The following is a 26,041-nucleotide window of genomic DNA, read 5'->3' as shown; positions in this document are numbered from 1 at the left end:
CCAGCTATAGTTTCAACGCGGCCACGGCACCAATCGCCGCGGCGCCTGCTGCCAGCCACAAGGCGCCCAGGCCGTATGCCGGGTAGAGCACGGCGCCGGCTGCGGCGCCGGCGACGAGACCGACCCACAACAGCATGTACGGACCCCACGCAAATCGCGGACCGCCGAGCAATGCATCGGTCAACCGAAAGCCGGTCTTTACCAAGTTGCCCGTCATGTAGGTCAGCCCAATTCTCGACTCGCCATCCTGCTCGAAGACTGCATTTTCGGCCCCCATCGCGATTGCCATCACCGCAATGGCCACCCGGGAAAAGCCTAGTGCGCTCGCTGTTGCACCGACGACCAGAGCGAACGCGACCCAGGCAAGCACCGCCGCGCGGCGATGGCGACCGGTAACCCGCCCGACGAGCGATCCCGAAATCACACCGGCAACGAACAGACCGATCAGCCCGCCAGCGATCTGGGCATTTCGCGATGTCTGAGCCAGGCCGACGCCCATACGCGTGGAATTTCCGCTCATGAACGACACGAAAAATCCGCCAAGATGCACAAAAGCGAGCGCGTCGACGTAGCCAGCCAGCGCCGCAAGTCCCACGGCCAGCGCCTGGACGCGCTTATCGTATCGCGTCATGGTGGGTCCGCTGCCAATTGTAGTTCAAATCCACTTCCCCCATCAGGACCGCGCATTTCCCGAAGATCTCTACACTGCTAATGTCCCGCATTCCTGTTTGAATTTTTCAACAGCAGGCTTTCGATTACCCAACTGCCGGCCAAAAACATTCCAATCGCGGCAACGGACCAGGGATGCGCGCTGAACAACGTCAACACGAAGCAGCCCAGTACTCCGACCATGGACGCAATACCGATGCCGACCAACCAGCGGCTCGCCCCAGTTTTGTGGATCAGCCGCCAATGGGCGATGTGAACAGCAAGATATGTGATCAGGAACGTTGCGCTGGCTATGCTGGCAAGATCGCTCAAATCGAAGACGTTGATAACCAACAGAATGCCGCCGATCCCGATCGCCACACCTTGCGTACCCTCGCGCCAAACCAGGCGGGTAAACATGCGTGGCAATTGGCCCGCCTTCGCAAGCGCGATCGACATCTTGATCACGCTGAACAGCCAGGCATTGACGCCGGATGCCGTTGCCAGCAGCGCGCCGATCGAAACGATCACATATCCAGCCTGACCGAGCACCGGCCGGGCCGCCTCGGCAACGGCCGTCTCGCTGTGCCGCGCCAGATCCGCCGGCGAGATGCTTGCGATCACGATGATAGCCAGTCCCACATACAGGACAATCACGGCCCCGATCGCAAGAAACAGCGCGCGCGGAATGGTTCGCTTTGGATCAGGGACATTGCCCACCGCATCCGCGATCACGCTGTACCCGGCGTAGGCCAGAAAGGTGAGCCCGGCACAGCCGGCGATGCCAAACGGGGTCGCCTTAAAATGCGCGACGGTTGGCCTGCCGGCGATGCCGACGATGCCGGCGATCATCAGCGTCGCCAATATGGCAAGCTTGATACCGACCAGCACGACTTCCGCTTTTCCAACCAGACCGGACCCCATCATGTTGGGGACAGCCAGCAGCACCACAATGCCCGACGCAAAGATGTTGGCCCAAAGCGCGTCAGGATGCCCCAGGACCAGCGGCGCGGCATAAGCGCCAAAAGCCTTGGCCACGAGCGCAATCGAGGCGGCCATGGTGATGAGGTAAATCAGTGACAGTGTGCCGGAGAACCGGCCAATGCCAAAGGCATGGTCGAAATAGGCCGAAACTCCGCCCAGCTCCGGGTAACGGATCGCCAGCCGCGCATAGGAATAACCCGACAGCGCGGCCACAAATCCGCCAATCAAAAAGGCCAGCCAGGTCTCGGCGCCTGCCTGCAATGCCGCCTCGCCAAGCAGGGCAAAGATACCTGCCCCGACCATTGCGCCGATACCCATCGCCGTAACGGACCACAGGCTCATCGGACTGGCGGGTAATGCTGAAACGACCGGAGTGCTCACCCGGGCCACCTCGCCTGTTTTTGCGCGAGGATCATCAAAACGAGATCGCCACAGCAATCTGCGGCGCGACATACGACGCCGTGTTGCGCCCGGCAGCAGTATATTCCACGCCGGCGATGAGCCCGCCATTGGCTGACCAGTTGTACTCGATGGCGGGCGCCAATGCAGTGCTCGATGTGTTGGGACCAGTGGTTGCAACCGCGCTTCCGCCGCCATCCACGCCCGTCAGGCGATAGCCGCGCGCCAGGTTCTGCACAAGATCCACCGCGAACACCCAATGCCGGTCAAGCGCCCAGCCCCCGCCGATTCCCCATTGGCCCGAAATTCCCGGCCGAACCCGCCCGGCAAACCCCTGGCTGGTGCCATAAACGCTAAGGTCGTTGACCCCAGGATGCGACAGCGGCTCGAACAGCGAGGCATAGACACGGATGCGCACCGGATGATTGCCAGGCGTGTCGAACAACGACTGCAACACCACGCCCTGCTTTAACAGGTACGCCCCCTGCCCGACCCCGTTCAGGCTCTTCGACAGCCGATCGTATTCCCCGGTGGGCAGAGTCACGCCAAGATCGAGCGTCAGCGATGGCGCGCCATTGTGATAATTGCCGTCGGTCAGCCGGTATTCAAGCTCGATCGGCAGATCGCCAACGCCCGCCCCGCTCGAATGGGATTGACTGTTCCAGCTTCGCGACAGCGAGGGCAAAGCCTCGACCGTCAGGCGACTGGTGATGCCGTATTTGATCACCAGCAGCGTTTCGGCGGTGCTGGCATTGTCACTGGTCGAAAGGTGGTGCCCATTATCGGCATAGGCGCCGGTGTCGAACTGGAATACGGCATAAGGCTCGATCGCGAGCATGCCTGCCTTGGGCAAGGCGGGTGATGGCGCTTCCAATGATCCGGTGAACCACTGGTTGGGCGCAGCATTCGGGATGTCCTGAGGCAAAACGGTCTGCGCCTTTGCTGCTTGCACCCAGCAGCAAAGGCCTATGCCGGCGCAGACCAGCGCGGACCGCATCAGACCACACCGATGTGCGTGGTCGCGATGGGGTAGGCTTTTTTGCGGGCATCAAGCTCCCATTCGAACGGCTCGAAGTCGGAATCGACGGCTTTCCAAGCCGGCTTGTGGAACTGGAACACCACGAACGGGACGGCTGCAAACGCGGCGGTGCCGACGAGCAGGATCGCGATATAGGTGACCGGGCTGCCGGTGCTGATCTGGGACGGCGGAACAAAGCTGACGAATGTCGCGATCAGCGCGCCGGCCAGGCCGATGAGCCCCACGATCCACATGCCGGCCATGCCGCCGGGGATCTTGAACGGGCGCGGTTTGTCGGGCTGAATGTAGCGCAGCCGGATCGCGGCGACATACATGATGAGATACATCAGGAGATAGATGATCGTCGCCATCTGGCTGAGGATCTGGTAGGCGGATTGCACAGATGGCAGCACGGTGAACGCGGCACACAGCGCCGTGACGAACAGGCCCTGGATGATCAGGATCGTCGTCGGAATCCCGTTCCTGTTGGTTTTTTGCAGCAGATGAGGCAGGTATCCCGCCTTGCCGACCGCCAGAATGCCCGCCGATGGTCCTGCGACGATCACACTGACCTGACCCAGCACGCCAAAGGCCAGCATCGCCGCCATGACATTGCCGAGCCACGGTAAACCGAATGCCGCCCACAACTGGCGATAGGCAACCAGCAGGCTTTGATTGAGATCGATGGCGTCAGGCTTGACCACAGTGCCCACCGCAACCGTGCCCGCAATGAAGAGGATCACCACGACGACTGTGGCGATCAGCACGGATAGCGGATAATCGCGTGACGGGTTCTTCAATTCCTTCACATGCACCGCCTGCATTTCCATGCCGGCGAAATAGAGAAAGACACTGGCGGCCAGGACCATGTTCTGGACGTGGCTGAAATCGGGGATCACGCTGCCGTGAAGGTTGATCTGGACATGATGCCCGGCAACCGCATACGCAATGCCGATCACGATCAGGATTGCGCCCGGAATGATCGTGCCGAACAGCCCGCCAAGATAGCTGAGCTGCGCCGAGGCTTTGATCCCGCGGAAAGTGAACAGGGTGACCGCCCAATAAACCGCCAGCAGGACCACGATCGTATACAGCTTGTTGTTGGCGACCGCCTGGTCGAAACTCAGCGGCCACCAGATATAGGCCAGCGCTGCTGCGGCAAAAATCAGCACGGTCGGAAACCAGATGACGATCGCCTGCCATTGGTAATAGATCGCCGCAAAGCCCCAGCGCGGACCGAACGCTTCGCCAACCCAGCGGAATACGCCGCCCTGGTTGGGAAAGGCAGCCGCTAGTTCGGCCGCCACGAGAGAAACCGGCACCAGAAACATCAGCGCCGCGAAGATATAATAGAAAATCGAGGTCATGCCATATTCGGCCATCGCGGGCAGGCCGCGCAGGCTGACGATTGTCGTGATGTTCATGACAGCAAATGCGATCATGCTGATAACGGCGACCTTTTTGCCGCCGCGCAGCACGGCTGCCAGCGTTGCAGGCGCATTATCGCGTGTCGGACGCGCAGGTGTTGCAACCGCAACGCGCGGTTTGTTGGTGGCCATCGGAATTGATCCTTGATGAAGGTGGACAGTCGGGTCGGGCCCGACTGTCCATGGGCGTTTGGAAGGATCAGGCCTTCAAGACTTCGTCGCGGGCCGCGTTTACACAGTACAGAGCCCATTTCATGATCGCAGGCGTAACGAACACGTTCATCGGGAACGCTTTGATGGCGTAGATCACCGCTTCGGGATCACTGCCGTCGATATTGTATTCGGTGTTCCGGAAACCGGTGCTGAAGCTCATGTAGGGCGTGAATTTGCCATCGATCTGCTTGCCCGCGCGGTACCATTCGTAAAGTTTGTTGCCGATCGCCTCGGTCAGTTTGTTGTGCTTGATCAATTCGGCGCGCGCGCCCGCGTCCGTAAGCTCGCGATGGTACTGCGCCTTGGCATCAAGCCCCTTTGGATAGGCACGGAACAGCGTGATCAGACCGGAATCATCCGGGTTGACGCAGACCAGTTCGGGGTGCGTTTTGACCAGGTCGTAAAGGTAGTATTTCGTTTCGAGGATGCCGCCGAGAATGGCCTGCATGCCCTCCATCCCGAAGTACTTGAGCGTTGCCCAGCCGGCCAGCGAACCCGAAGCGGTGCGAGACACTTCGAGCGTATAATACATCGGATTGTATGGTGTCCGGACTTGCAGATACGCATCGCCGCCCCAGCGATGCAGCGTCTCGAACTCGTCGGCGTTCTTGTAGAGAAAGCAACTGCTGACATAAGGCGCCCAGCCCACCTTGTGGAAGTCGATGCCGACGGCGTCGGCAACCGTCATGTCCTTCAGCGCCTCGCCGTTGGCTTTGAGGATCGGCAGGATGCGGTCGGAAAAACCAAGCGGGTTTGCGGCAAAGTCGTAACTGGCGAAATAGATCCATGACCAGCCGACGACGGCGTCGGCATAAAGGATCGTCTTGCCATACCCTTCGGGATTGGGATAGCGCTCGATCAGGTCGCGCACCGCGCGGATTGGATCGATCGCGCTGGCATCGGTCGTGCCCATTGTGCACACGATCGTGGCGACGGGGATCTTCTTCGCCGTAAAATCCTTGAGGATCTCTTCGAGGTGGCGGACATCCATCTGGTTGGTATCGATGTCGGTGCGGACATGCACGATGTTGTCCGAACCCAGGCCCATCCAGTCCGAGGCATTCTTTTGGACGAAATGCGCCTGCTGCGAACAGATCACTTTTGCATCGGTGCGCACGCCGGCGGTCCGCGAATTGGGCAGCACGCGGGTCAGCCCGTATTTCAAGCCATAGGTCCAGCAGCCGCCGCCGCCCCAGGTATAGATCGCGCCGGCCTTGATCGGATCCCAGCCGAACAGATTGCCCAGCATGCCGGCGGTTTCAAGTTCGGCCTTGTGAACATTCTGGGCGTATTCGCCCTCCAGAATATTGGCCGAGAACACCTGACTAAGCATCGATGCGATAATTGCTGCGGTGTTGGACTGCGGAATGACATTGCACATTGTTAGCGGATTGCCCCAGTTGGGCGCACCCTCGAACAATTCGACAACCTCGTCGAGCACTCCGTCAAGATCGCCCATCTTCTGGGGAATGCTGACGTTTTTTACTTCGGGATAGGTATAGGCCAGTGCAGCATTCTTGCCGAGATAGGCAGGACCGTCCTTTTCGGGGCGTAGCGCATCGAGCCGCGCGACGAACTTGCCGATCTGCTGCGCCAGCGGATCGTCGGTCCCGCGGAAGGGCGAAGGAAATTCGCTCGCCATTGCCGAATGATATTTGGCCCAGGTTGGGGACTTTTCGTGTGCGCTACCATCGTCGTGCCAGTGATCTTCATAAACCTGGGGGGCTTCGGCAACGGGGGCGAGCGTCAGTGCAGTGTCAGTCATGATCGACCTTTCAGAGCTCGCCCGCCGACAGTGATGCCGAACGCGAACGATTGGGGGACTTGGCTTGGGGGGCAGCCGGCCTGCGAACTTTTCCGCGAGTCAGCTTCAGCCTGCCTGTGCTGAAGACTATTGAAGGGCGCCGTCGCCATGCAGCCTCGGAAAATACTCAATTTGCACACGGCGTGTTGGCGAACCGGTTTGCCTGGGTCCGTGCGGCCCGGCATGCAAACCAATCGTAGCGCGTCAACCAGGCCACCTCAAGCCGACCGGTCTGGGTCGATAGCGCAGCATATTTCGAAGCGTTCGCTAAGCAATAGGGACGACATTTGCCATTCGGCGCCCGGCGACCAGTCGTGTTGAAGACTGATAGCCGGGCCCGGAAGTCAGGCGACGATCAGGTCATTTACAACCGATGTGGCTCCCGGAGCCGCCCACGCCGTGGAGGATGCAACGCGCTTTTCCCGCCATGAAGCGACTGTTCCGGTCAATTTGACTCGGCCATCCTGCGCCGTGACATGGACTTTTTCGGAATCGAAGAACCATGAGCGGTGAAGAGCGTGCTGGATGTCGTCACTCAAGTTGGCGGTGTCGACGCGAGGCTTGATTGTGATCTGGTTCGTAACACCGCGCACGCCCATCAGATTGCCGACTTCGCGTTCGGCTGCAGTTTTCTGGAAATTCCAATCGACTTGTCCACTCAATGAAACCCACCCCTGCCGTACCAAAACCTTGATCGCGTCACGCGGAATGCCCGGATCCCAGGCAAGCCGATCAACGGCTGCGGCCGCAATCTCGGCGTCGTCGCGTTTGATTTCGCCGGGAAGCCGCACCTCGATCTCCTCGGCAATGGCTTTCACGCCCTTGACGCGCCCGGTCGCCATTTCCGCGGCATGTTTCTGGGCATAGCTTTGGACGTGTCCGGTCAATGTGACCGTGCCGTTGTCGGCGGTCACGCCGATATGGGCAGCGGCGATGCTTGGTTCCCAATTCAATTCGGCCAGGACTGCTTTTTGCAGCTGAGTATCTTGCAACATTTTATATCTCCGGAGGTGAGGTGGTTCAGGAATGGTGCCTCGATGCACTCCGGCCTTACAGCCTCGGAAAATACTCAGTCACGTTCATCGCCCCTTCGCCTGCTTCTCGTTGTGGACCGCCAGAAGCCGTCCTCACGGGTCAGGAACAGCGCAAGTTGGTACTGGCAAGTCTCGGCTCGTTTCAGGACGGGCGGACACCACCATGCCGAATTCAACTCAGGTCTTGATCTGCGAACAGGCCTTTTCCGCGCTTTGCTGCACGTCGTACATTTTTTGCAGAAAGGAACGTTCGCTCAATCCCTCGCCAATCGGCGAAAAATGAACATGTTCGCTGGGCGCCATCGCGAAGGCGCGTTCGAGGTAGCGATCGAACACCTGCACCAGCGATTGCCACTGGCCCTGCTCTTCCAGCCAGATCTGCGAATTGCCCGAAGACGTGAAGCTGAGCAACTGCTTGCCTGCCAGCGGCGATCTGGCATCATGATCATGGACTGCGCGATAGGACACATCCGAGCCCAGCACCCTGTCTACATAGCCCTTGATCATGGCCGGCGGCGTGCCGAACCAGATCGGGTAGACCAGCACGATAATGCTGGCATCCGCGATCAAGTCCAGTTCGTAGGCGACATGCGGGTCCTGGAAAAAGCCGTGCTTGCCGGGCTGCTCCTCGGCCCGTAGGACGGGGTCGAAACGCATCCGGTAAAGGTCGCGTAGATGCGCTTTCTGGCCACATTCCTCGACCACGCGGCAGTATTCCTTTGCCACGGCATCGCAGAAACTGTCGACCTATGGGTGGCACAGGATGACGATGTGTTGCGCTTTGGTACCAGGCTCTACTTCAGTTGAGGTGTTCATGCCGGGGGCTTTCTCAATCCATGGCCGCGAGCAAGTCGTCGAGCGCCAACGTCGCAAATGTGGTGAAGCTGTCGGCCACGGCATACGGCAAAATCAACGTGCGTCCGTTCACCATCCCGCCACAGCTATAGATGACGTTGGGCACATAGCCATCACGTTCCTGTTCGCTAGGGCGCAACAGCGGCGCCGCCAGCCGCTTCAGGACCTTGCCAGGATCGGTCTTGTCGAGCAGGCAGGCACCGATGCAGTAGTTGCGCACCGGGCCGACGCCGTGGATCAGCACCAGCCAGCCCTCGGCGATTTCGATCGGGCTGCCACAATTGCCGAGCTGGACAAATTCCCAAACCTGCCTTGGACACAGGATTTTCTTACCGCTGTCCCAATGGATGAGATCATTTGAACGGAGCAGCCAGATATTTTCATGATCGATCCGGCCGATCATCGCATATTGGCCGGCGATGCGGCGCGGAAACAGCGCCAGCCCCTTGTTGACCGACGCCGGGCCGCGCAACGGTATCAGTTCAAACGTCGAGAAGTCCGTGGTGCTGAGCAATTCGGCGCGAATTTGGCCCTCGCCATAGGCGGTATACGTACCGAGCCAGGTAACGCTTGAATCGTCCTCGACGAACCGCACCAGCCGCAAATCTTCAATACCGTGCTGCTGGTGCAAAGTGACAGGAAAAATCACGATCTCGGAAATGTCGCGGCTCTCCGCGCAGGAAAGTCGCAACGCGGAATCGTCAGGAATGTCGCCGGGGATGAAGGCGATATGCGGCGAAATGGCCTGGATACTTGCCGGATCCATCACGACCGATCCATCCGCCCCGATGATGCCGGAGCGGAAGGTGATCGATGAAATATGGCCCTCGCCCACACCGCGCAACGACAGCACAAAGCGCAAGCAACCGGGCGGCAGACGCGTCTGGTCGGGATGGGCGACGATGCTTGGATTGAACAGCGCAGCGGCCTCGAACGAATATTCCTCGCAGAAATAGGCGCCGATCAGGCGCCGACGAGCGTCGCTTAGGACCTGTTGCCCGCTTTCCGGCTGAGGATCGATCATCGGCTCCGCGCCGGGGACGGGTTGTGCTCTGCCGATGGCCCCGCTGACTTCCTGGAAACGGCGCAAAAGTACCGCCGCAATGTCACGATGGCGATCGGACAAACTGGCCACGACCCGATCCAGTTCGGCCGCGACTGCCTGATCGCAGAGCGCCATCACACGCTCGGTCAGGCGCTGCGCGCGGTTCGGTTTATCGGTGCTTGGCGGATCATCGGCGGGAATGAAGGGCCGCAGCACCACCCGCGCGGGATCGGCACGCAAAATGATGGGCAGATGCGTGACGGCAACGTCGGGCGCCATGGTCAAACGGCGCTCTGACGCTGTCGTTCGGATTCCACGGCGACGGCAATTGCGTGGTTAAGCTCGCGGAGCGTGAAAGGTTTGGTAACGATCACTGCGTCGGGCACCTGCTCGCGCAGCGACCACGGATTTCCGGTGACATAGAAATGGGCGACATCGCCCTTTCGCAAGATGCGCGCCATGGCCGAAACCCCGCTGCCCTCGCGCAGTTGCCCGTCCACGATCATCAGGTCGGGATGAAACGCCTCTGCTTCGGCGACAGCCTCTGCTTCGGTGCCGGCGATCGCGCAGACATCGTGGCCCATACCGATCAAGAGTTCGGCAAAATATTCAGCGAGTACTGCATCGTCCTCGACAATGATAATCCGCTGCTGCTCAATTGTGGCAGAGCCTGACGGCAATGGCATATCTGGGTTCCGGGCCTTGGGGGAAAAGTACTGAAGAGCAAAGAGATATGATCATGTCGAAAAAGGTTCCCTGCCAAGAGCCTCGGAAACTACTCAATGAGCCATTATTAATGGGGGCTTGCCGAGCGGGGATGGTAGTGTCGGGGATGAGCGTAGAACAACCAGTTTTGGCATTGGCAATTCAGGCCCCCACAATCGCGGAAGGTCCGGCCCGCCCGGCGATCGTGCCCGAGGCGGCGTTGGCGCGCGGACCACCCGATCAGTTGCCGATTGTCGCCATCGGTGCCTCAGCCGGTGGCCTGGAGGCTGTATCCCGGCTGTTCGACGCCATTTCGACCGCGATCAGCACCGATTATACCGCCCATGCGCGCCTGAACGCGACCGCCTTCATTTTTGTCCAGCATCTCGATCCCACGCATCACAGCCTGCTCGCCGAACTTCTCGCCAAGCATACGACGATGACCGTGGTCGAGGCGCAGGACGGTTGCTCGCTCGCAGGCGGCCATGTGCACATCATTCCGCCAGGACGCTACCTCTCGGTTCGTGCCGGGGCCTTGCAACTTACTGCCCCGATGGCACCACGCGGCGCCAGGCTACCGTTCGACTTTCTCTTGCGGTCGCTGGCGGATGGCTGCGGGCCACAAACGCTGGGCGTGGTCCTGACGGGTACGGGCTCGGATGGCAGTCTGGGTCTTTCCGCACTTGGCCAGGCCGGCGGCTGTGTCGTGGCGCAAGATCCCGAAGAGGCGGAATACGACGGCATGCCAGGCAGCGCAATCGCCACCGGATATGTCGACCGCATACTTCCTCTGGCAGACATGCCCGCCATGTTCGCCGCGCATGCCAGGCTGGTTGCCGTCAACGATCGCGCGGGTGATTCTGGATCGCGGGCACCCGATGGGGGGCGCATGGCAGCGACGGCAAGCGAACGGGCTGCGAGCGAAGAATCGATCGCCCTTGACGCAATCCTGACTGTCCTGAACGAAACGACTGCACAGGACTTCCGGCAATACAAAACCGGCACTATTTTCCGGCGGATCGATCGGCGCCTGGCTCTTCTCGGTATCAGCCAAGGCGATCTGGCCGCCTATCTCGATGTGCTGCGCAAGCAGCCGGCGGAATGCGCCATGCTGGCCAAGGATCTGCTGATCCACGTCACCAGTTTTTTCCGCGATCCGAAAGTCTTCGACGCGCTCGGCAAAACGATCATCCCCGAATTGATCCAGACCATTGCTGCGCAGCAAACTCTGCGCATCTGGGTCGCAGGGTGCAGCACCGGCGAGGAAGCCTATTCGATCGCCATGGTTTGCCGCGACGCGATCGTCGCTGTAGACCGCAATATAAAGTTGCAGATTTTCGCCTCCGATATCGATGCCGATGCGATCGCTTTCGCGCGCGAGGGTCTGTATTCCCCCGACATAGCAGCGGCCGTATCCAAGGATCGGCTCGCCCGCTATTTCATCCACGAAGACGGCGGCTACCGCGTTGCCCCGGCCCTTCGCGGCGATGTCGTGTTTACGGTCCAGGACTTGCTCATCCACCCGCCCTTTTCGCGCATGGACCTCGTGTCCTGTCGCAACTTGCTGATTTATCTCAATCCCGAGGCTCAGGCAAAAGTCATTTCACTGTTTCATTTCGCGCTGCGCGAAGGGGGTATCCTGATCCTGGGTTCGTCCGAGACAGTGGGCAAGGCAGCGGGCCGGTTTGATGTCATTGCCAAAAACGAGCGCTTTTACCGGCATATCGGGCGTAGCCGGCCGGGCGAGCCAGGTTTCCCGGTCAGCTTTGGCGAGGCCATGCCGCGCTTGACGGCGCCAGGCCGCGATGGCTCGGAGCCACGCCAAAGCAGCCTGGCGGAGATCTGCGCGCGCGCGGTCCTTGCCGCCCACACCCCTGCAGCGGTGCTGATCAACCGCCAGCGCCAGGTCCTGTTTACCATGGGGCCTACCAACCGCTATCTCCAGCTGCCCTCGGGCTATGCCAGCCAGGATCTGCTGGCGCTGGCCCCGTTGGCGCTGCGCCGAAAACTGAAGCTTGCGATTGACAAAGCCGTCGGTCGAACTCTCCAACCGGTTCACGACGCTGCCGGCTCCATCGTCGCATTGCCGGCGAACGTAGACGGTGGCCGCACCCGGTTGATCGTGGCCGGAGGATCGATCTGGTTCAGGATTGCAGTCGAGCGCTTGGCCGGCGAGAATGAAGACCTGCTGCTGGTCTGTTTCCTGGAGGAGGCGCCCCCGGAGCTGCAGAGCGGTGCCCCGGCCAATTTAAGTCACGGACGGCAGGACGCGTCGCGCATCGTCGAACTCGAACGCGAGCTCGAAGCGGCCCAGGCCGAGCTCCAGGTCTCGATCCAGAGCGAAGAAACATCTTCGCAAGAACAAAAGGCGATCAACGAAGAGGCACTGTCGGTCAACGAGGAGTTCCAGTCGACCAATGAAGAACTGCTGACTTCGAAGGAAGAATTGCAGTCGTTGAACGAGGAACTGACTGCGCTCAACGGCCAGCTTCAGGAAACCCTCGACCGCCAGCGTCTCACCTCGGACGATCTCCAGAACGTCCTTTACAGCACGAAAATCGGTACGCTGTTTCTCGATCGCGCTTTGCACATCCGCTTTTTCACCCCCGCGGTCGGCGCCGTATTCAGCATCATTGCAGGCGATGTCGGACGCCCGCTGGCCGATCTGCGTTCGATTACGGAAGATGATGCCCTGCTCGACGATGCGCGCAAAGTGGTGTCGGGATCTGGCGCGATCGAGCGCGAAGTGTTGGCCCCTGGCGCCGTCTTTTACATGCGCCGTATATTTCCTTATCTGACACACGACGGCCGCATCGAGGGCGTGGTTATAACCTTTGCGGATATCACCGAACGCAAACGTATCGAGGATGCGCTGAAGGCGACCAAACTGGAGGCCGAGCGCGCCAACCTTGCCAAGTCGCGCTTTCTCGCCGCGGCGAGCCACGATCTGCGCCAACCGTTGCAGTCGTTGACGCTGCTGAAGGAACTGCTGGTTCAGGTGGTAGAGGGCGAAAAGCCCCAGCGGTTGCTGGCGCGTTTCGAACGCACCCTGCTCACCATATCGGAAATGCTCAACGCGCTACTCGATATCAACCAGATCGAGGCCGGCATGGTTCGGTCGATGCCAAGGGTGTTTTCGCTGGGGGATATGTTCAACCGCATGCGCGACGAATTCGGCTATGTCGCGCAAGCACGCAATCTGTCACTTCGCGTGGTGTCAACGACGGCTCAAATCGAAACCGATCCGCGCCTGCTCGAACAGATCCTTCGCAATTTGCTGGGCAATGCGATCAAGTACACCGAAACGGGCAAAATTCTGCTTGGCGTCCGGCACTGTGGCCCGCTCCTGCGGATCGAAGTTGGCGACACCGGGATCGGTATTGCCAAAGAAGAACTGACGGCGATCTTCGAAGAGTTTCATCAGGTCGGCAACGACGCACGCGAGCGCAGCCGCGGCCTTGGCCTCGGCCTGTCGATCGTGCAACGGCTCGGGCGGTTGCTGGGGCATGACATCGACGTGCGTTCGGTGCTCGGCAAGGGATCGCTATTTTCGGTGACGGTCCCGATGCGGTCCAACATATCGATATCGCGGACGGCATTGCCGATCACCATCGAGAAAGCAAAATACGCAAAAAGGCACCGGTGCAAGGTGGTCGTGGTCGATGACGATCCCGATATTCTGGGACTGCTCGAACAATTGCTCAAATCCGACGGTTACATCGTCCGTGCTGCGAGCGATGCCGCGGGCGCGTTGAAGCTGGTGGCAGGCGGTGCCATCCGGCCGGAAATTCTGTTGACCGACTACAATCTGCCGGGCGGCATGAACGGCCTGGAATTGTTGCGACAGTTGCGCGACGAGTTCCATTCGAATTTGCCGGGCATTATCCTGACGGGCGACATCGCCACCGAAACGCTGGCCACGATCGGTCTGGAAGATTGCATTCAGCTAAGCAAGCCCGTCGATCCACACGCCCTGGTGGAAGCGATCGAGCAGTTGTGCCCCAGCGGAATTCCATTTGCGCGGCCGCCGGGCGCAGATACTGCAAACGCGTCGGTCCCGATTACCTATATCGTGGATGACGACCCCGAAATCCGCGCCACCATCTGCGAAGTGCTGGCAGGCGATGGCCGCAGGGGACTTGATTTCGACAGCGCGGAAAGCTTTCTCGCCGCCTATCGTCGCGGCGGCGAGGGATGCCTGCTGGTTGACGCGCATTTGCCCGGACTAAGCGGCCTTGGTCTGTTGAGCGAACTGCGCGCGCGCGGCGATCATTTGCCGGTGATCTTCATAACTGGAAGTGGCGACATCGGCCTGGCGGTCGAGGCCATGCGCGCCGGCGCCTGTGAATTCATCGAAAAGCCGGTGGGCCGCGCCGAACTGTTGGCGAGCATTGCCCGCGCGATTGCACAGTCACGCGATTCCAGCGTGATCGACGATGCACATGAAACGGCTGTGGCGCTCGTTTCCGAATTGACCTCACGGCAGCGTGAAGTCATGCACATGGTTCTGGCCGGACATCCAAGCAAGAATATCGCCGCCGATCTTGGCATCAGCCAGCGGACAGTCGAAAACCACCGGGCTGCCGTCATGCACCGCATGGGTGTCAAATCATTGCCAGAGCTCGCCCGGCGGGTCGTGCAGGCAGAACTCGTTGGACCGCTTGCCGAAGCCGCCCCGGCGGCGGATGGCTGATCGGTCCGGCTTGTACTGGTCAGAAGTTACCTTCACCCGATCAGTTATTTGCGCGTGCCATGATGCCTGTAAAAATTGTGCAATTCCTGGATATCGGTCGGTGAAAGGACGATATTGCCGGCCTTGATCCACCGTTGTTTGCCATGGTCCATCTTGATGGCATGAACATGGCTGATCACCTGCTCGAGGCTAAGCCATGATGGTCGATCGGGCGCGGGCTGCATCCGTTCGGGCGGATGAAGTTGCTCCGCTGCGTCGAAATGTCCGATATTTCTTGGCTCTTGGCCCCTTGGAAGCTGCAGAACGACGGTCGAACAGGCGCAGGGAAGCGCATCCGCCACAACCGCGGTTTTGCTGCGCGCACTATCATCGGGTTTCTTCGCACCATCGACAGCGATGAGCGTGCTGCAGGGAAGATGGTCCAGCAGATGTTTACCCGCCTTGCCCGAAAACAGGGACGCAAAAAGACCCTTTTCGGTATGTCCCACAACCACAAGGTCCGCTTTGATTTCGTGGGCATAGGCGATGATCTCGGCCGAAGCCTCGCCATCGCACACGCAAGTCAACGCGGTACTGCCCATTTCGCCAAGAGCCCCGACCGCATTGGCCATGGCGCCCGCCAGGTATCTCCGCTCGGTCATCAAGACATCGCCGGGCATGGCCGCCGGTTCGAGCATGAGCTCGGCGCTCGTCACCACAACCGCCAGAACGTGCAGTTGGGCCTTGCAGGCGTGCGCAAGCTCAGCCCCTTGCCGCAGCGCGACACCGCTGGCGGCGCTGCCATCAAAGGCCACGAGAATCGTTTGATAAGCGGACATCAAACCACCGCCGCGATAGGCGCGCGAGCGACGACCGGAAAAGGACGTTTGCTTGCGCCGGTGTTGCCTTGCGCCGGCTTTTTCGGCAGCGACAGGAACGGAACAATTGCCTCCCAAAATGTCAACACTTACAGTACCTTCCAGAAATGCCTCAAGGCTTACCTTACGAGGCAGCTTCCCGGGGTTTAAGCTCTGGAAGATGCCTGCGTCAGCGTCGGAAACTACTCAGGCGCATGGGGTTGTCGCCCCGGGTATGCCAGCAATGCGGTGTGCCACGCGATCTCGTCATCTTCGCGCGACGGCAAGGCAAGAACCCTTGCCCGGCTCTTCACGGCGCTCAGCGGATTGCACGCACGGCGGTTACGTACCGGGTCGAGTTCGAGACCAAAGCACGCCAATCGCCCGACAATGCCGCTGCGCGCGCGCGCATCGTTCTCGCCAATCCCGCCGGTGAAGACCAGCGTGTCGATGCCGCCCAGCACAACGATCATCCCGGCAATCTGCTTCGCAATGGAAATCTCGAACATGTCCAGGGCCAGACGGGCCTTGGGCTCGCTGTCCACCACCTGATTGAGCCGACGAACATCGCTGCTTGTTCCCGAAAGGCCCGCCAGCCCCGAACGGTGATCGATCAGATCTTCCAGTTCTGCTGCGCCAAGACCCTTTTCGCGCATCAGATAGAGCAGGATTCCCGGATCGATGTCGCCGGTCCGGCTGCCCATGATCACCCCGCCCGAAGGCGTCAGACCCATGCTGGTGTCCACCGAGCGGCCACCCTTTACCGCTGTAATGCTCGCGCCGCTGCCGAGGTGTGCGATGACCACCCGCTCTGCGATATCAGGACCGAGTTGTCGCACGATCGACTGGCACGACAGGCCGTGGAAACCATAGCGCTGGATACCCTGCGCGCGCAGGTCGGCAGGCAGCGGCAACGTCCGCGCGGTTTCGGGCAGGTCCGCATGAAAGGCCGTGTCAAAGCAGGCGGCCTGCGGCACGCAGGGAAAATGCTGCCGCGCGTAGCGGATGACCGCGAGCGCCGCCGGCGCGTGCAGTGGCGCGAATGCGACCGCCGCGTCCAGCGCATTCTGGACCCGGTCATCGATCAGGCAATGGCGACGCAGCGTGGGGCCTCCGTGCACGATGCGATGGCCGATGGCGCCAGGCGTGCTTGCTCCCGCGAACAAAGCTTGAAGCCGGCCAATACCCTCTGCGGGATCCGCCACGTCCAGCGCCTCGTCGATTTGGCCGGCTCCTGCCCCATCGCTTGCGTGCAGCCTGCATCGCCCATCCCCCAGTGTCTCGATCTCGCCCGAGATCAGCGCGACCGGACCATCGGTGACAATCCGGTACAGGCCGAATTTGAGCGATGAAGAGCCGCTGTTAAAGGCCAGCACCGGCTGCCGGGTGGGCAGATCGCTCACCCGGAAATCCGGGACATCAGGAAGAAATGCATCACGCTGTCTCCGGCAATAAGGCGAGAAGATCGGGCATGTATCCGAACGCGCTCCAAATAGGCGATCACTCCCATCCATAACATTATCGGAAACTACCCACGGCCGCATATGCGAGTTCCCGGATGAGTAGTTTCCGACCCTGCTCCATAGCATTCGATGTGATCTAGATGGCAGGTGCCGTCCGCAGAGGTCGTCGCCATCCTCAGCAAGGATCAATTGACATGGACGCCATTGTTCAGCCTCTAAATTATGATCTTCTGGATACGGACGCCGCGCAAAACCTGACAGGTTGGAAACTCGGCACCGACGAACTTCGCCTGATCGACGCCTATTGGCGCGCAGCCAATTATCTCTCGGTCGGTCAGATGTACCTCTACGACAACCCGCTGCTGCGCGAACCGCTCACGCTCGACCACGTCAAGCCGCTGGTGGTAAGCCACTGGGGCACGACACCCGGCCAGAACTTCATCTACGCCCACCTCAACCGCGTCATCAAACGGCACGATCTCGACATGTTTTATATCGCGGGTCCAGGGCACGGCGGCCCGGCCCTGGTGGCAAACACCTATCTCGAAGGCACGTACAGCGAGATCTATCCGAACATCAGCCAGGACGAGGCCGGGATGAAGCGGCTGTTCACGCAGTTTTCCTTCCCCGGCGGTATTTCCAGCCACGTCGCGCCGACAACACCCGGCTCGATCCACGAAGGCGGCGAACTGGGCTATTCGCTCAGCCACGCCTTTGGCGCCGCCTTTGACAATCCGGACCTGATCGTTGCCTGTGTGATCGGTGACGGAGAAGCGGAGACCGGGCCACTGGCGACGGCGTGGCAATCGAACAAATTCCTCAATCCGATCAGCGACGGCGCAGTGCTGCCGATCCTGCATCTCAATGGTTTCAAGATCAGCAATCCCACCCTGCTGGCCCGGATCGAACCGAACGAACTCGAACAATTCCTGCGCGGCTGCGGCTGGACGCCCTATTTCGTCGAAGGCGACGATCCCGCGACCATGCATGCGCTCATGGCGCAAACCGTGGAACGCGCGATCGCGGATATTCAACGAATGCAAAACACAGCGCGTTCATCCCAAAATCCGGCTCGCCCGCGCTGGCCGATGATCGTGCTGCGTTCACCGAAAGGCTGGACCGGTCCGAAAGTGGTCGATGGCCTGAAGATCGAAGGCAGTTTTCGCTCGCATCAGGTGCCGGTGCTGGTCGATGCGCGGCATCCCGACCATGTTGCCATCCTGGAAAACTGGATGCGCAGCTATCGGCCAGAGGAGTTGTTCGACGGAAACGGACAGCTGATCGCCGAGCTCGCCGCGCTAGCGCCCGCAGGAAACCGCCGGATGGGCGCTAATCCGCACACCAATGGCGGAATGCTGCTGCACGACTTGAAAATGCCCAATTTTCGCGACCATGCGGTCCACGTGCCAGCGCCCGGTGCCGTGTCTGCAGCGGATACGCCGGTGCTTGGCAAATTCCTGCGCGATGTCGCGCTGGCAAACCGGGACAAGCGCAATTTTCGTATTTTTGGACCCGACGAGACGCTGTCCAACATGCTCGGCGCAGTGTTCGAGGTGACACCGCGCCAGTGGGATGCGCGCCAGACCGATGATGACGAATTCCTCGCCCCTGCCGGGCAAGTGCTCGATGCGATGCTGAGCGAACATCAGTGCCAGGGCTGGCTGGAGGGCTATCTGCTGACTGGGCGTCATGGCCTCTTCAACAGTTATGAGGCGTTCATTCGCATCGTCGATTCCATGGTCAGTCAGCATGCCAAATGGCTGAAAGTCACCGCAGAACTGCCTTGGCGGCGCGACATCGCCTCGCTTAACTACCTGCTCGCCTCGCATGTCTGGCAGCAGGATCACAACGGCTTTACGCACCAGGACCCTGGCTTTCTCGATCATGTCATCAACAAGAAGGCCGATGTCGTACGTGCCTATCTGCCGCCCGATGCCAACTGCCTGCTCTCGGTGTTCGATCATTGCCTGCGCAGCCGCCACTATGTGAACGTGGTCATCGCCGGCAAACACGCATTGCCACAATGGCTGTCGATGGAGGAGGCGGTGATACATTGCACCGAAGGCCTGGGCATCTGGCAATGGGCCAGCAATGACCACGATGCCGAGCCCGATGTGGTCATGGCATGCTGCGGCGATACGCCGACGCTGGAAGTTCTCGCCGCGGTCTCGATCCTGCGCGAGCATCTTCCAGACCTTCGCCTTCGCGTCATCAACATCGTCGATCTGATGCGGCTTCAGCCTTGCTCCGAACATCCCCACGGCCTGAGCGACAGCGCCTATAACGCGCTGTTCACCACCGACAAGCCGATCATCTTCGCATTCCACGGGTATCCCAGCCTGGTCCACAAGCTCACATATCGGCGGACCAACCACAATCTGCACGTCCATGGATACAAGGAAGAGGGCACGATCACCACGGCGTTCGACATGCGCGTCCAGAATGATCTTGATCGCTTTCATCTGGTCCAGGACGTGATCGACCGTGTGCCAAACCTGGGGACCAGGGGCGCCTACCTGCAGCAGCACATGCGCGACAAATTGATCGAGCATAAGCATTATATCGACAAGCATGGCAAAGACATGCCAGAAATCGTTGACTGGGTCTGGGGCCATTCGAAATGAGCCCGCGCATGCACGATGTGGTTGCATAGCGAACCACCGCCCGGCGACCATGAGTAATTCCCGATGCTCGTAGGGTCACGCTGCGCATTCTATGGCCATACGTCACGTCAGCTTGCGCGCCCCGGATCGACCGTGAGACGCACACCAGGCTGACGACCACCCCAAGACGGAAGATCGCAGACCATGACCATTCATCTGAACGGACATCATCGCAAGACCCTCGCCAGTATCTTCCGGCACCCCGCCTCTCACAATGTTGAATGGCATGATGTCCTGTCGCTGCTCAATTGTCTGGGCAGCGTTGGCGAGCGCCACGGCGGGGGATACGAAGTTAGGATCGGCGCCGATCGTGCCGATCTTGGTCGGCCCCGTGGCAAGGATCTGACGGGCGACGAACTGCGGCACTTGTCCGGTTTTCTGATGACGGCGGGGCACATGCCCGCCGATCTTCCGGACCAGGCCCCTGCCCACACCGACGACGATCACACCGCACAGCGATGCATCGTGCTGATCGATCATCAACAGGCTGTGCTGTTCCGGCCAGACGGTGAAGATGGTGACACCGCCCCGCCGCGCGTGCTGAAACCCGAGGATGACGATGGCTCCGCCCGCCGGCTCGAACATCGCCAGGGGAACGACGATCACGACGGCGGTCACGCGGCGGAAGAAGATAGCTACTACGAACGCATCGCGGTCGATCTGCAAACCGCGCAGCAGATTGTCGTGTTGAGCGACGGCAAAGGCAGAAGCAACGCGGGCGATTATCTTGTCGGCTACTTACAGCGACACTACCCCGCCGTCGCTGCCCGGATCGTCGTGACTGACCGTGTCGATATTTCGCATCTGTCGGATGGTGAAGTCGTCGCGAAGGGCATTGCCCTGCTGGAAAGCGGGCAATCTGTTTAGAACGTGATGACATTAGATTGACCCACCGTGACGGAGCCGATTTTGGCCCAGCGCCCCAGCTTTGCGGAACGCAAAGCGTTCCTGTAGGATTGAGGAGGGAGCAATGCTGGCCCATTTTGACCGACGATCGACGCTGCGATGGGCGAAAAGCGGCCCGCCCCGAAGGGGTTGCCCTGACAAGCCCCGTGACAGCATCGCAGCACTTGCACGGGGCAACCAGCCCGCGCTGCGTGCTGCTTCTCGTCACGAGACTTTTCAGGGCAATCACGGTGGGTCAATCTAATGTCATCACGCTCTGGAATATTCCGGCTTGAGTGGACCGCCCGACAGTGCTGTCGGGCGGTCTCTTGCTCAGGCGCCGACCGTGGCCATCAATGCATCTGCGTGAGCGCCGGCGACCACCGCATGCTTGCTCTCGCTGAAATCGAGCACCACGCGCGAGGGCACATCACCGTGCTCCAGCCGTTCGAATATGGCATTGATGGCAGAAAGCGGCTGCAGCTCGATATCCGCATGGACTTTGCCCCGGGCAGCAAAGTCGAGGCATTCAGCCATGTCCTTGCGCGTTCCGACAAACGACCCGCGCACGGTCACTGCGCCTGCCACCAGATTGAAGATATCGAGCGGAAAGCTGCCCGGCGGCAATCCGACCAGCGTGCAGATGCCGCGCTTGCGCGTCATCGCCACACCCCGCTTGAATGCCGGCAGCGAAGGCGCGGTGATCAGCACGCCATGGGCGCCGCCGCCGGTTTCCTTTTTCATAACTTCTGCCGGATCGTGGGTCTTGGCGTTGATCACAAGATCGGCGCCGAGGCGGGTGGCATGGTCGAGCTTGCCGTCGTCGATATCGACACCGCACACCAACAGTCCCATCGCCTTGGCATATTGGATGGCCAAATGGCCAAGACCACCACAACCCGAAATGGCAATCCACTCGCCGGGCCTGGCCTCGGTTTCCTTGATGCCTTTGTACGTGGTGATGCCGGCACAGATCAGCGGGGCAGCTTCCATTGGCCCGAGGCCCTTGGGAATGTGCGCAACGTAGTTTGGATCAGCCAGCACATATTCGGCAAAGCCACCGTTTCTGGTATAGCCACCGAACTGCGCTTCATCGCAGACGGTCTCCCACGCCGATAGGCAATATTCGCAGTGGCCGCAGGCGGAATAGAGCCAGGGGACGCCTACCCGATCACCTTCCTTCACAATCGTTACCCCGGCGCCCAGCGCGACGACTATGCCGATCGCCTCGTGCCCCGGAATAAACGGCGGGGTGGGCTTCAGCGGCCAGTCGCCGTTGGCCGCGTGCAGATCGGTGTGACACACCCCGCAGGCTTCGGTCTTGACCAGAATCTGGCCGGGGCCGGGGGTGGGCACCGCCCATTCCTGCAATTGCAGCGGTTGTTTGAACGCCGTGACGACGGCGGCCTGCATTGTTCTGCCAATCATGCTCGATACCTTGAGGTTGGTCGCGTTGAAAAGGAGGAAAGTTTAGGCGGCAGCAGCGCCCAGGCCGCGCACGGCCTCGATCATCTTGATCAGCACGGCCTGGGCATCGCCGTAGACCATGTTGCAATTGGGCGCGTAGAACAGCGCGTTGACGATGCCGGAATAGCCTTTGCCCTGGCCGCGCTTGATCACGTAAGCTTGGGCGGCCTTGTCGGCGTTTAGGATCGGCATGCCGAATATCGGCGAGGATTTGTCGCTGCGCGCCGCAGGGTTGACCACATCGTTTGCGCCGATCACCAGCGCCACGTCGGTCGTGGCAAAATCGTCGTTGATGTCGTCCAACTGGTAGATCATGTCGTAGGGTACGCCCGCCTCGGCCAGCAACACATCCATCTGACCGGGCATGCGGCCCGCAACCGGGTGGATGGCGAACTGGACCGAGACTTTTGCAGCCAGCAGCAGCTTGACGAATTCGAACAGTTTCTGCTGGGCATGCGCGGCGGCGAGGCCGTACCCGGGTATGATGATGACTTTGCTCGCATACCGCATCTTGATCGCAGCGTCCGCGGCATCGGTCGGCCGTTCGCTGCCCTTGATGGCGCCGGGCTCGGCCTTGGCCAGGGTACCGAAGTTGGTGAACAGCACGTTGGCGATCGAGCGGTTCATCGCTTTGGCCATGATGACCGTCAGCAACAGACCGGCTTCGCGGCCGAGCAGCGACGGCACATTGAGCGGCGCGACGAGTGTCACCGCGCGCACCTCGATGGTTTTGCCGGGCACGGTATCGACGCAATTGCCGCCGCCTTCGGCCGACAGATCGACAATCACCGCGCCCGATTTCATGGCGGCAACCTGCGCATGGCTGATCAGCTTGGGCGAGGCCTTGCCGGGGATGGCGGCCGTGGTGATGATCAGGTCCGCCGCCTGGATATGTTGGGTCAGCGCAGCATCGACGGTGGTCTGTTCCTGTGCGGTCAACGCACGGGCGTAACCGCCCTTGCCGGTGGCATCGACGCCGGTGTCGACAAATGTGGCGCCAAGCGACAGAGCCTGTTCGCGCGTGACCGGGCGGACGTCATACCCTTCGACGACGGCGCCAAGCCGCTGCGCGGTGGCGATGGCTTCGAGGCCTGCAACACCCAGACCCATCACCAGGACTTTGGCCGGGCCGATAACACCGGCAGCAGACGTGATTTTCGGCAGAACGCCGGCCATATGCGTCATGCCCAGCGCGACGGCGTAATACCCGGCCAGCGCCGATTGGCTCGACAGGGCGTCCATCGACTGCGCGCGCGAAATGCGCGGGATGCGCTCCATGGCAAAGCACGTTATGCGCCGCGCCAGCAGGCGCTTGACCAGTTGGGGTTCGTTTGCGGCGTAGACGAAACAGACTAGGATCGCTCCGGGCTGCATCGCATCGATCACATCGAGCGCAGGCGGCTGCACCGCCAGCACGACATCGGCATCGCGCACCATCGCCAATCTGTCGGAGATGATTGCAACATCGTGGTACGCCTCGTCGGCCAGCCTGATCGCCACGCCGGCGCCGGCCTGCATGTGCAACCGGCCACCCAGCTTCATCAGCCGGGGCACGACCGACGGGACAAGCGCGACGCGCCGCTCGTGCGGCTCAGTCTCTTTGAGAACAGCGACGTTGACGTACATGAGTTTTCCAGTTTTTGAATTGGGGGGCACCGATTGCGCCCCCCCCCGATCACGTCAGGCCGGGCAAGTCAGGCCGGCGCTTTTTCGTGCACACTGCGCACCAGCTTTTTGTTGACGAACTGCTGGATGCCCATGTCGCCCAGTTCGCGGCCGTATCCTGAATCCTTGATGCCGCCGAATGGCAGTTCCGGGTCGGACCAGTCGATGTTGTTGATAAACATCATTCCGGTTTCGACCGCGCTCGCGACCCGGTGGCCACGATCATGGTCTTTGGTCCACACCGATCCGCCGAGGCCGAAATCGGAATCGTTGGCCAGCGCGATCGCGGCCGCTTCATCCCTGACCCGGAAGAACATCGCGACGGGTCCGAAGAATTCATCGCGAAACGCAGGGTTGTCGGGCGTGATGTCGGTCAGGATAGACGGTTCCATGTAAGAACCGGGGCGATCGATGCGCTTGCCGCCCAACAGCAATGTGGCGCCCTTGGCGACCGCGTCTTTGACCTGGCCGAGCAGTTGGACCAAGGCGGCTTCGCTCGACAAAGGCCCCAGCGTGGTGGCCTCGTCCAGCGGATCGCCGGCTTCGAGCGCGGACAACGCCGTCGTGAACCGCTTGATGAATTCGTCGGCCACGGCCTCGACCACGATGAAGCGTTTGGCGGCACAGCAGGTCTGGCCGGTGTTGTACATCCGGCCCCACACGGCCCACGGGATCGTCAGATCGAGATCGGCGTCTTCCAGCACGATAAACGCGTCGCTGCCCCCCAGTTCCATTGACGAGGGCTTGAGCGCATTGCCAGCGCGCGCCGCAATGCTGCGTCCGGCCGCAACACTGCCGGTCAGGCACACGCCCTTGATGCGCGGGTCATCGACCAGATGGTTCGATTGTTCATGCGAGATGAACAAGTTGGTATAGAGCCCTTCGGGCGCACCGGCATCGATCAGCAACTGTTCGAATGCAAGAGCGCACTGCGGCACTATCCCGGCGTGCTTTACCACTAGCGTATTGCCCGCCATCAGATGCGGTCCGGCGACGCGCGCCAACTGGTAATACGGGAAATTCCAGGGTTCGACCGCAAAGATCACCCCGATCGGGCTGCTTTCCATATGCGCTTTGCCCTTGTCCGGGTCGAGCCTGACCGGCGCCAGAAAACGCTCCGCATTTTTGGCGTAATAGGCGAGGATGCGCGAACTGAATTCGACTTCGCCGCGCGCTTCGGAAATGCGCTTGCCCATTTCCAGAGTCATCGTGCGGGCAAATGCGTATGCCTGTTGGTGCAGCAGCTCTGCTGCCTTCGCGATGATTGTTGCCCGGTGCGCATAGGAGGTCTTGCGCCAAGTTTCATAGCAAGCCTGCGCCTTGGCGACTTTGCTTTCGTACTCACCCTCGGTGATGTCGCTAAATCCCTTGATGAGCTTGCCATCGAAAGGGCTGAGACTTTGATAGGTCATGGGTATTCCAATTGTGGGGAGATTTAGGGTGTAGTCGGCGGAAATCAGCGATCAGGCTTCGAGGATAACCTTGAGCGCCCTGGTCTTGGCGGCATTGGCAAATGTCTCATAGGCCTCGACAATGGCCGAGAGCTTGAAGCGGTGCGTAATCAATAGCTTTGGATCGATTTTGCCCGCGCCCAGCACCTTGAGCAGCATCGGCGTGCTGACCGTATCAACGAGGCGGGTGGTGATGGCGATGTTGCGGTCCCACAGCCGCTCAAGATGCAGCGCCACCGGCACACCGTGGACGCCGATATTTGCGATGACACCACCAGCTGCGACGATTTGTTCACACAGTTCGAACGTCGCGGGGATACCGACCGCTTCGATGGCGGTGTCGGCCCCGCGCCCGCCAGTCAGCTTCATCAGCGCCTCGACCGCATGGCCATCCGCACTGTTGATCGTGTGTGTCGCACCAAACCGTTTCGCGACTTCGAGACGGTTGTCATCGAGATCGATCATGATGATTGCGCCGGGCGAATAGAATTGCGCAGTCAGCAGTGCGGCAAGACCAATCGGTCCTGAGCCAACGATCGCGACCGTGCTTCCCGGTTGGACCTTGCCGTTCAATACCCCGCATTCAAAACCTGTGGGCAGGATGTCGCTCAGAATGACCAGCGCCTCTTCATCGGCGCCTTCGGGTATGGGGTAGAGGCTGGTATCTGCATGCGGAATGCGGACGAATTCCGCCTGTGTGCCATCGATGGTGTTGCCCAGGATCCAGCCGCCGGTGGTGCAATGCGAAAACTGTGGATCGGCGTGCAAAAAGGACCCGGCTAGCGG

The 26,041-nt window shown here is 60.6% G+C and carries 17 protein-coding genes and 1 pseudogene; 3 read left to right on the top strand and 15 right to left on the bottom strand.

Going from position 1 to position 26,041, the window contains the following annotated elements; genetic code table 11:
• Nucleotides 1–4: 4 nt before the first annotated feature.
• From ACOOE2_RS06465 to ACOOE2_RS06425, 9 genes and pseudogenes are all read right to left on the bottom strand, one after another.
• Nucleotides 5–631 carry a YoaK family protein gene (locus tag ACOOE2_RS06465; RefSeq protein WP_420382201.1) on the bottom strand — a complete coding sequence of 209 codons (627 nt, stop codon included), beginning with the start codon at nucleotides 629–631 and terminating at the stop codon, nucleotides 5–7.
• A 77-nt stretch (nucleotides 632–708) separates the two neighbouring features.
• A complete protein-coding gene (locus ACOOE2_RS06460; protein WP_420382200.1) occupies nucleotides 709–2,085 on the bottom strand; it encodes an APC family permease in 1,377 nt (458 codons plus the stop codon).
• On the bottom strand, nucleotides 2,048–2,956 hold the full coding sequence (locus ACOOE2_RS06455) for a hypothetical protein (protein WP_420382199.1): 909 nt from the start codon (nucleotides 2,954–2,956) through the stop codon (nucleotides 2,048–2,050). Before ACOOE2_RS06455 ends, ACOOE2_RS06460 begins: the two co-directional genes overlap by 38 nt.
• Nucleotides 2,957–3,027: 71 nt before the next feature.
• On the bottom strand, nucleotides 3,028–4,608 hold the full coding sequence (gene gadC, locus ACOOE2_RS06450; RefSeq protein WP_420382198.1) for a putative glutamine/gamma-aminobutyrate antiporter GadC: 1,581 nt from the start codon (nucleotides 4,606–4,608) through the stop codon (nucleotides 3,028–3,030).
• Nucleotides 4,609–4,675: 67 nt separating this feature from the next.
• Nucleotides 4,676–6,454, bottom strand: coding sequence for a pyridoxal phosphate-dependent decarboxylase family protein (locus ACOOE2_RS06445; RefSeq protein WP_420382197.1), 1,779 nt, complete (start codon nucleotides 6,452–6,454; stop codon nucleotides 4,676–4,678).
• A 383-nt stretch (nucleotides 6,455–6,837) separates the two neighbouring features.
• A complete protein-coding gene (locus ACOOE2_RS06440) occupies nucleotides 6,838–7,488 on the bottom strand; it encodes a BON domain-containing protein (RefSeq protein ID WP_420382196.1) in 651 nt (216 codons plus the stop codon).
• Nucleotides 7,489–7,704: 216 nt separating this feature from the next.
• A pseudogene (locus ACOOE2_RS06435) lies at nucleotides 7,705–8,259 on the bottom strand (NAD(P)H-dependent oxidoreductase); the annotation flags it as partial.
• A gap of 97 nt (nucleotides 8,260–8,356) precedes the next feature.
• Nucleotides 8,357–9,706: a glycoside hydrolase family 130 protein gene (locus tag ACOOE2_RS06430; protein WP_420382195.1), complete on the bottom strand. Its 1,350-nt coding sequence runs from the start codon at nucleotides 9,704–9,706 to the stop codon at nucleotides 8,357–8,359.
• A gap of 2 nt (nucleotides 9,707–9,708) precedes the next feature.
• Nucleotides 9,709–10,113 carry a response regulator gene (locus ACOOE2_RS06425; protein WP_420382194.1) on the bottom strand — a complete coding sequence of 135 codons (405 nt, stop codon included), beginning with the start codon at nucleotides 10,111–10,113 and terminating at the stop codon, nucleotides 9,709–9,711.
• On the opposite strand from ACOOE2_RS06425, the gene ACOOE2_RS06420 reads away from it, so the two are divergent.
• On the top strand, nucleotides 10,107–14,825 hold the full coding sequence (locus ACOOE2_RS06420; RefSeq protein WP_420382193.1) for a CheR family methyltransferase: 4,719 nt from the start codon (nucleotides 10,107–10,109) through the stop codon (nucleotides 14,823–14,825). The genes ACOOE2_RS06425 and ACOOE2_RS06420 overlap by 7 nt on opposite strands.
• Nucleotides 14,826–14,869: 44 nt before the next feature.
• On the opposite strand, the gene ACOOE2_RS06415 is transcribed toward ACOOE2_RS06420, so the two are convergent.
• Both ACOOE2_RS06415 and ACOOE2_RS06410 read right to left on the bottom strand, forming a co-directional pair.
• The gene (locus tag ACOOE2_RS06415) at nucleotides 14,870–15,643 is read right to left on the bottom strand and encodes a universal stress protein (protein ID WP_420382192.1); all 774 of its coding nucleotides are present in this window, start codon (nucleotides 15,641–15,643) and stop codon (nucleotides 14,870–14,872) included.
• Between the two features lie 221 nt (nucleotides 15,644–15,864).
• Nucleotides 15,865–17,064, bottom strand: coding sequence for an acetate/propionate family kinase (locus ACOOE2_RS06410; RefSeq protein WP_420382191.1), 1,200 nt, complete (start codon nucleotides 17,062–17,064; stop codon nucleotides 15,865–15,867).
• A 254-nt stretch (nucleotides 17,065–17,318) separates the two neighbouring features.
• On the opposite strand from ACOOE2_RS06410, the gene ACOOE2_RS06405 reads away from it, so the two are divergent.
• Together ACOOE2_RS06405 and ACOOE2_RS06400 are read left to right on the top strand one after the other, a co-directional pair.
• Nucleotides 17,319–19,748: a phosphoketolase gene (locus ACOOE2_RS06405; protein ID WP_420382190.1), complete on the top strand. Its 2,430-nt coding sequence runs from the start codon at nucleotides 17,319–17,321 to the stop codon at nucleotides 19,746–19,748.
• A gap of 183 nt (nucleotides 19,749–19,931) precedes the next feature.
• Nucleotides 19,932–20,654 (top strand): hypothetical protein, encoded by a 723-nt coding sequence (locus ACOOE2_RS06400; RefSeq protein ID WP_420382189.1) that lies wholly within the window; start codon nucleotides 19,932–19,934, stop codon nucleotides 20,652–20,654.
• Between the two features lie 351 nt (nucleotides 20,655–21,005).
• On the opposite strand, the gene ACOOE2_RS06395 is transcribed toward ACOOE2_RS06400, so the two are convergent.
• The 4 genes from ACOOE2_RS06395 to ACOOE2_RS06380 form a co-directional block, all read right to left on the bottom strand.
• Nucleotides 21,006–22,097 carry a zinc-dependent alcohol dehydrogenase gene (locus ACOOE2_RS06395; RefSeq protein ID WP_420384568.1) on the bottom strand — a complete coding sequence of 364 codons (1,092 nt, stop codon included), beginning with the start codon at nucleotides 22,095–22,097 and terminating at the stop codon, nucleotides 21,006–21,008.
• A gap of 45 nt (nucleotides 22,098–22,142) precedes the next feature.
• Nucleotides 22,143–23,765 carry an NAD(P)(+) transhydrogenase (Re/Si-specific) subunit beta gene (locus tag ACOOE2_RS06390; protein ID WP_420382188.1) on the bottom strand — a complete coding sequence of 541 codons (1,623 nt, stop codon included), beginning with the start codon at nucleotides 23,763–23,765 and terminating at the stop codon, nucleotides 22,143–22,145.
• A 68-nt stretch (nucleotides 23,766–23,833) separates the two neighbouring features.
• Nucleotides 23,834–25,216, bottom strand: a complete 1,383-nt coding sequence (locus tag ACOOE2_RS06385) for an NAD-dependent succinate-semialdehyde dehydrogenase (protein ID WP_420382187.1) — start codon at nucleotides 25,214–25,216, stop codon at nucleotides 23,834–23,836.
• Between the two features lie 51 nt (nucleotides 25,217–25,267).
• Entirely contained in the window at nucleotides 25,268–26,023 is a 756-nt protein-coding gene (locus ACOOE2_RS06380; RefSeq protein WP_420382186.1) for a zinc-binding dehydrogenase, read from the bottom strand.
• Nucleotides 26,024–26,041: the final 18 nt, after the last annotated feature.

The sequence above is a fragment of the Novosphingobium sp. genome (assembly GCF_965214355.1).
Classification (GTDB): domain Bacteria; phylum Pseudomonadota; class Alphaproteobacteria; order Sphingomonadales; family Sphingomonadaceae; genus Novosphingobium.
Note: the sequence above shows the minus strand (reverse complement) of the source record. Positions and strands in the feature narration are given on the sequence as shown.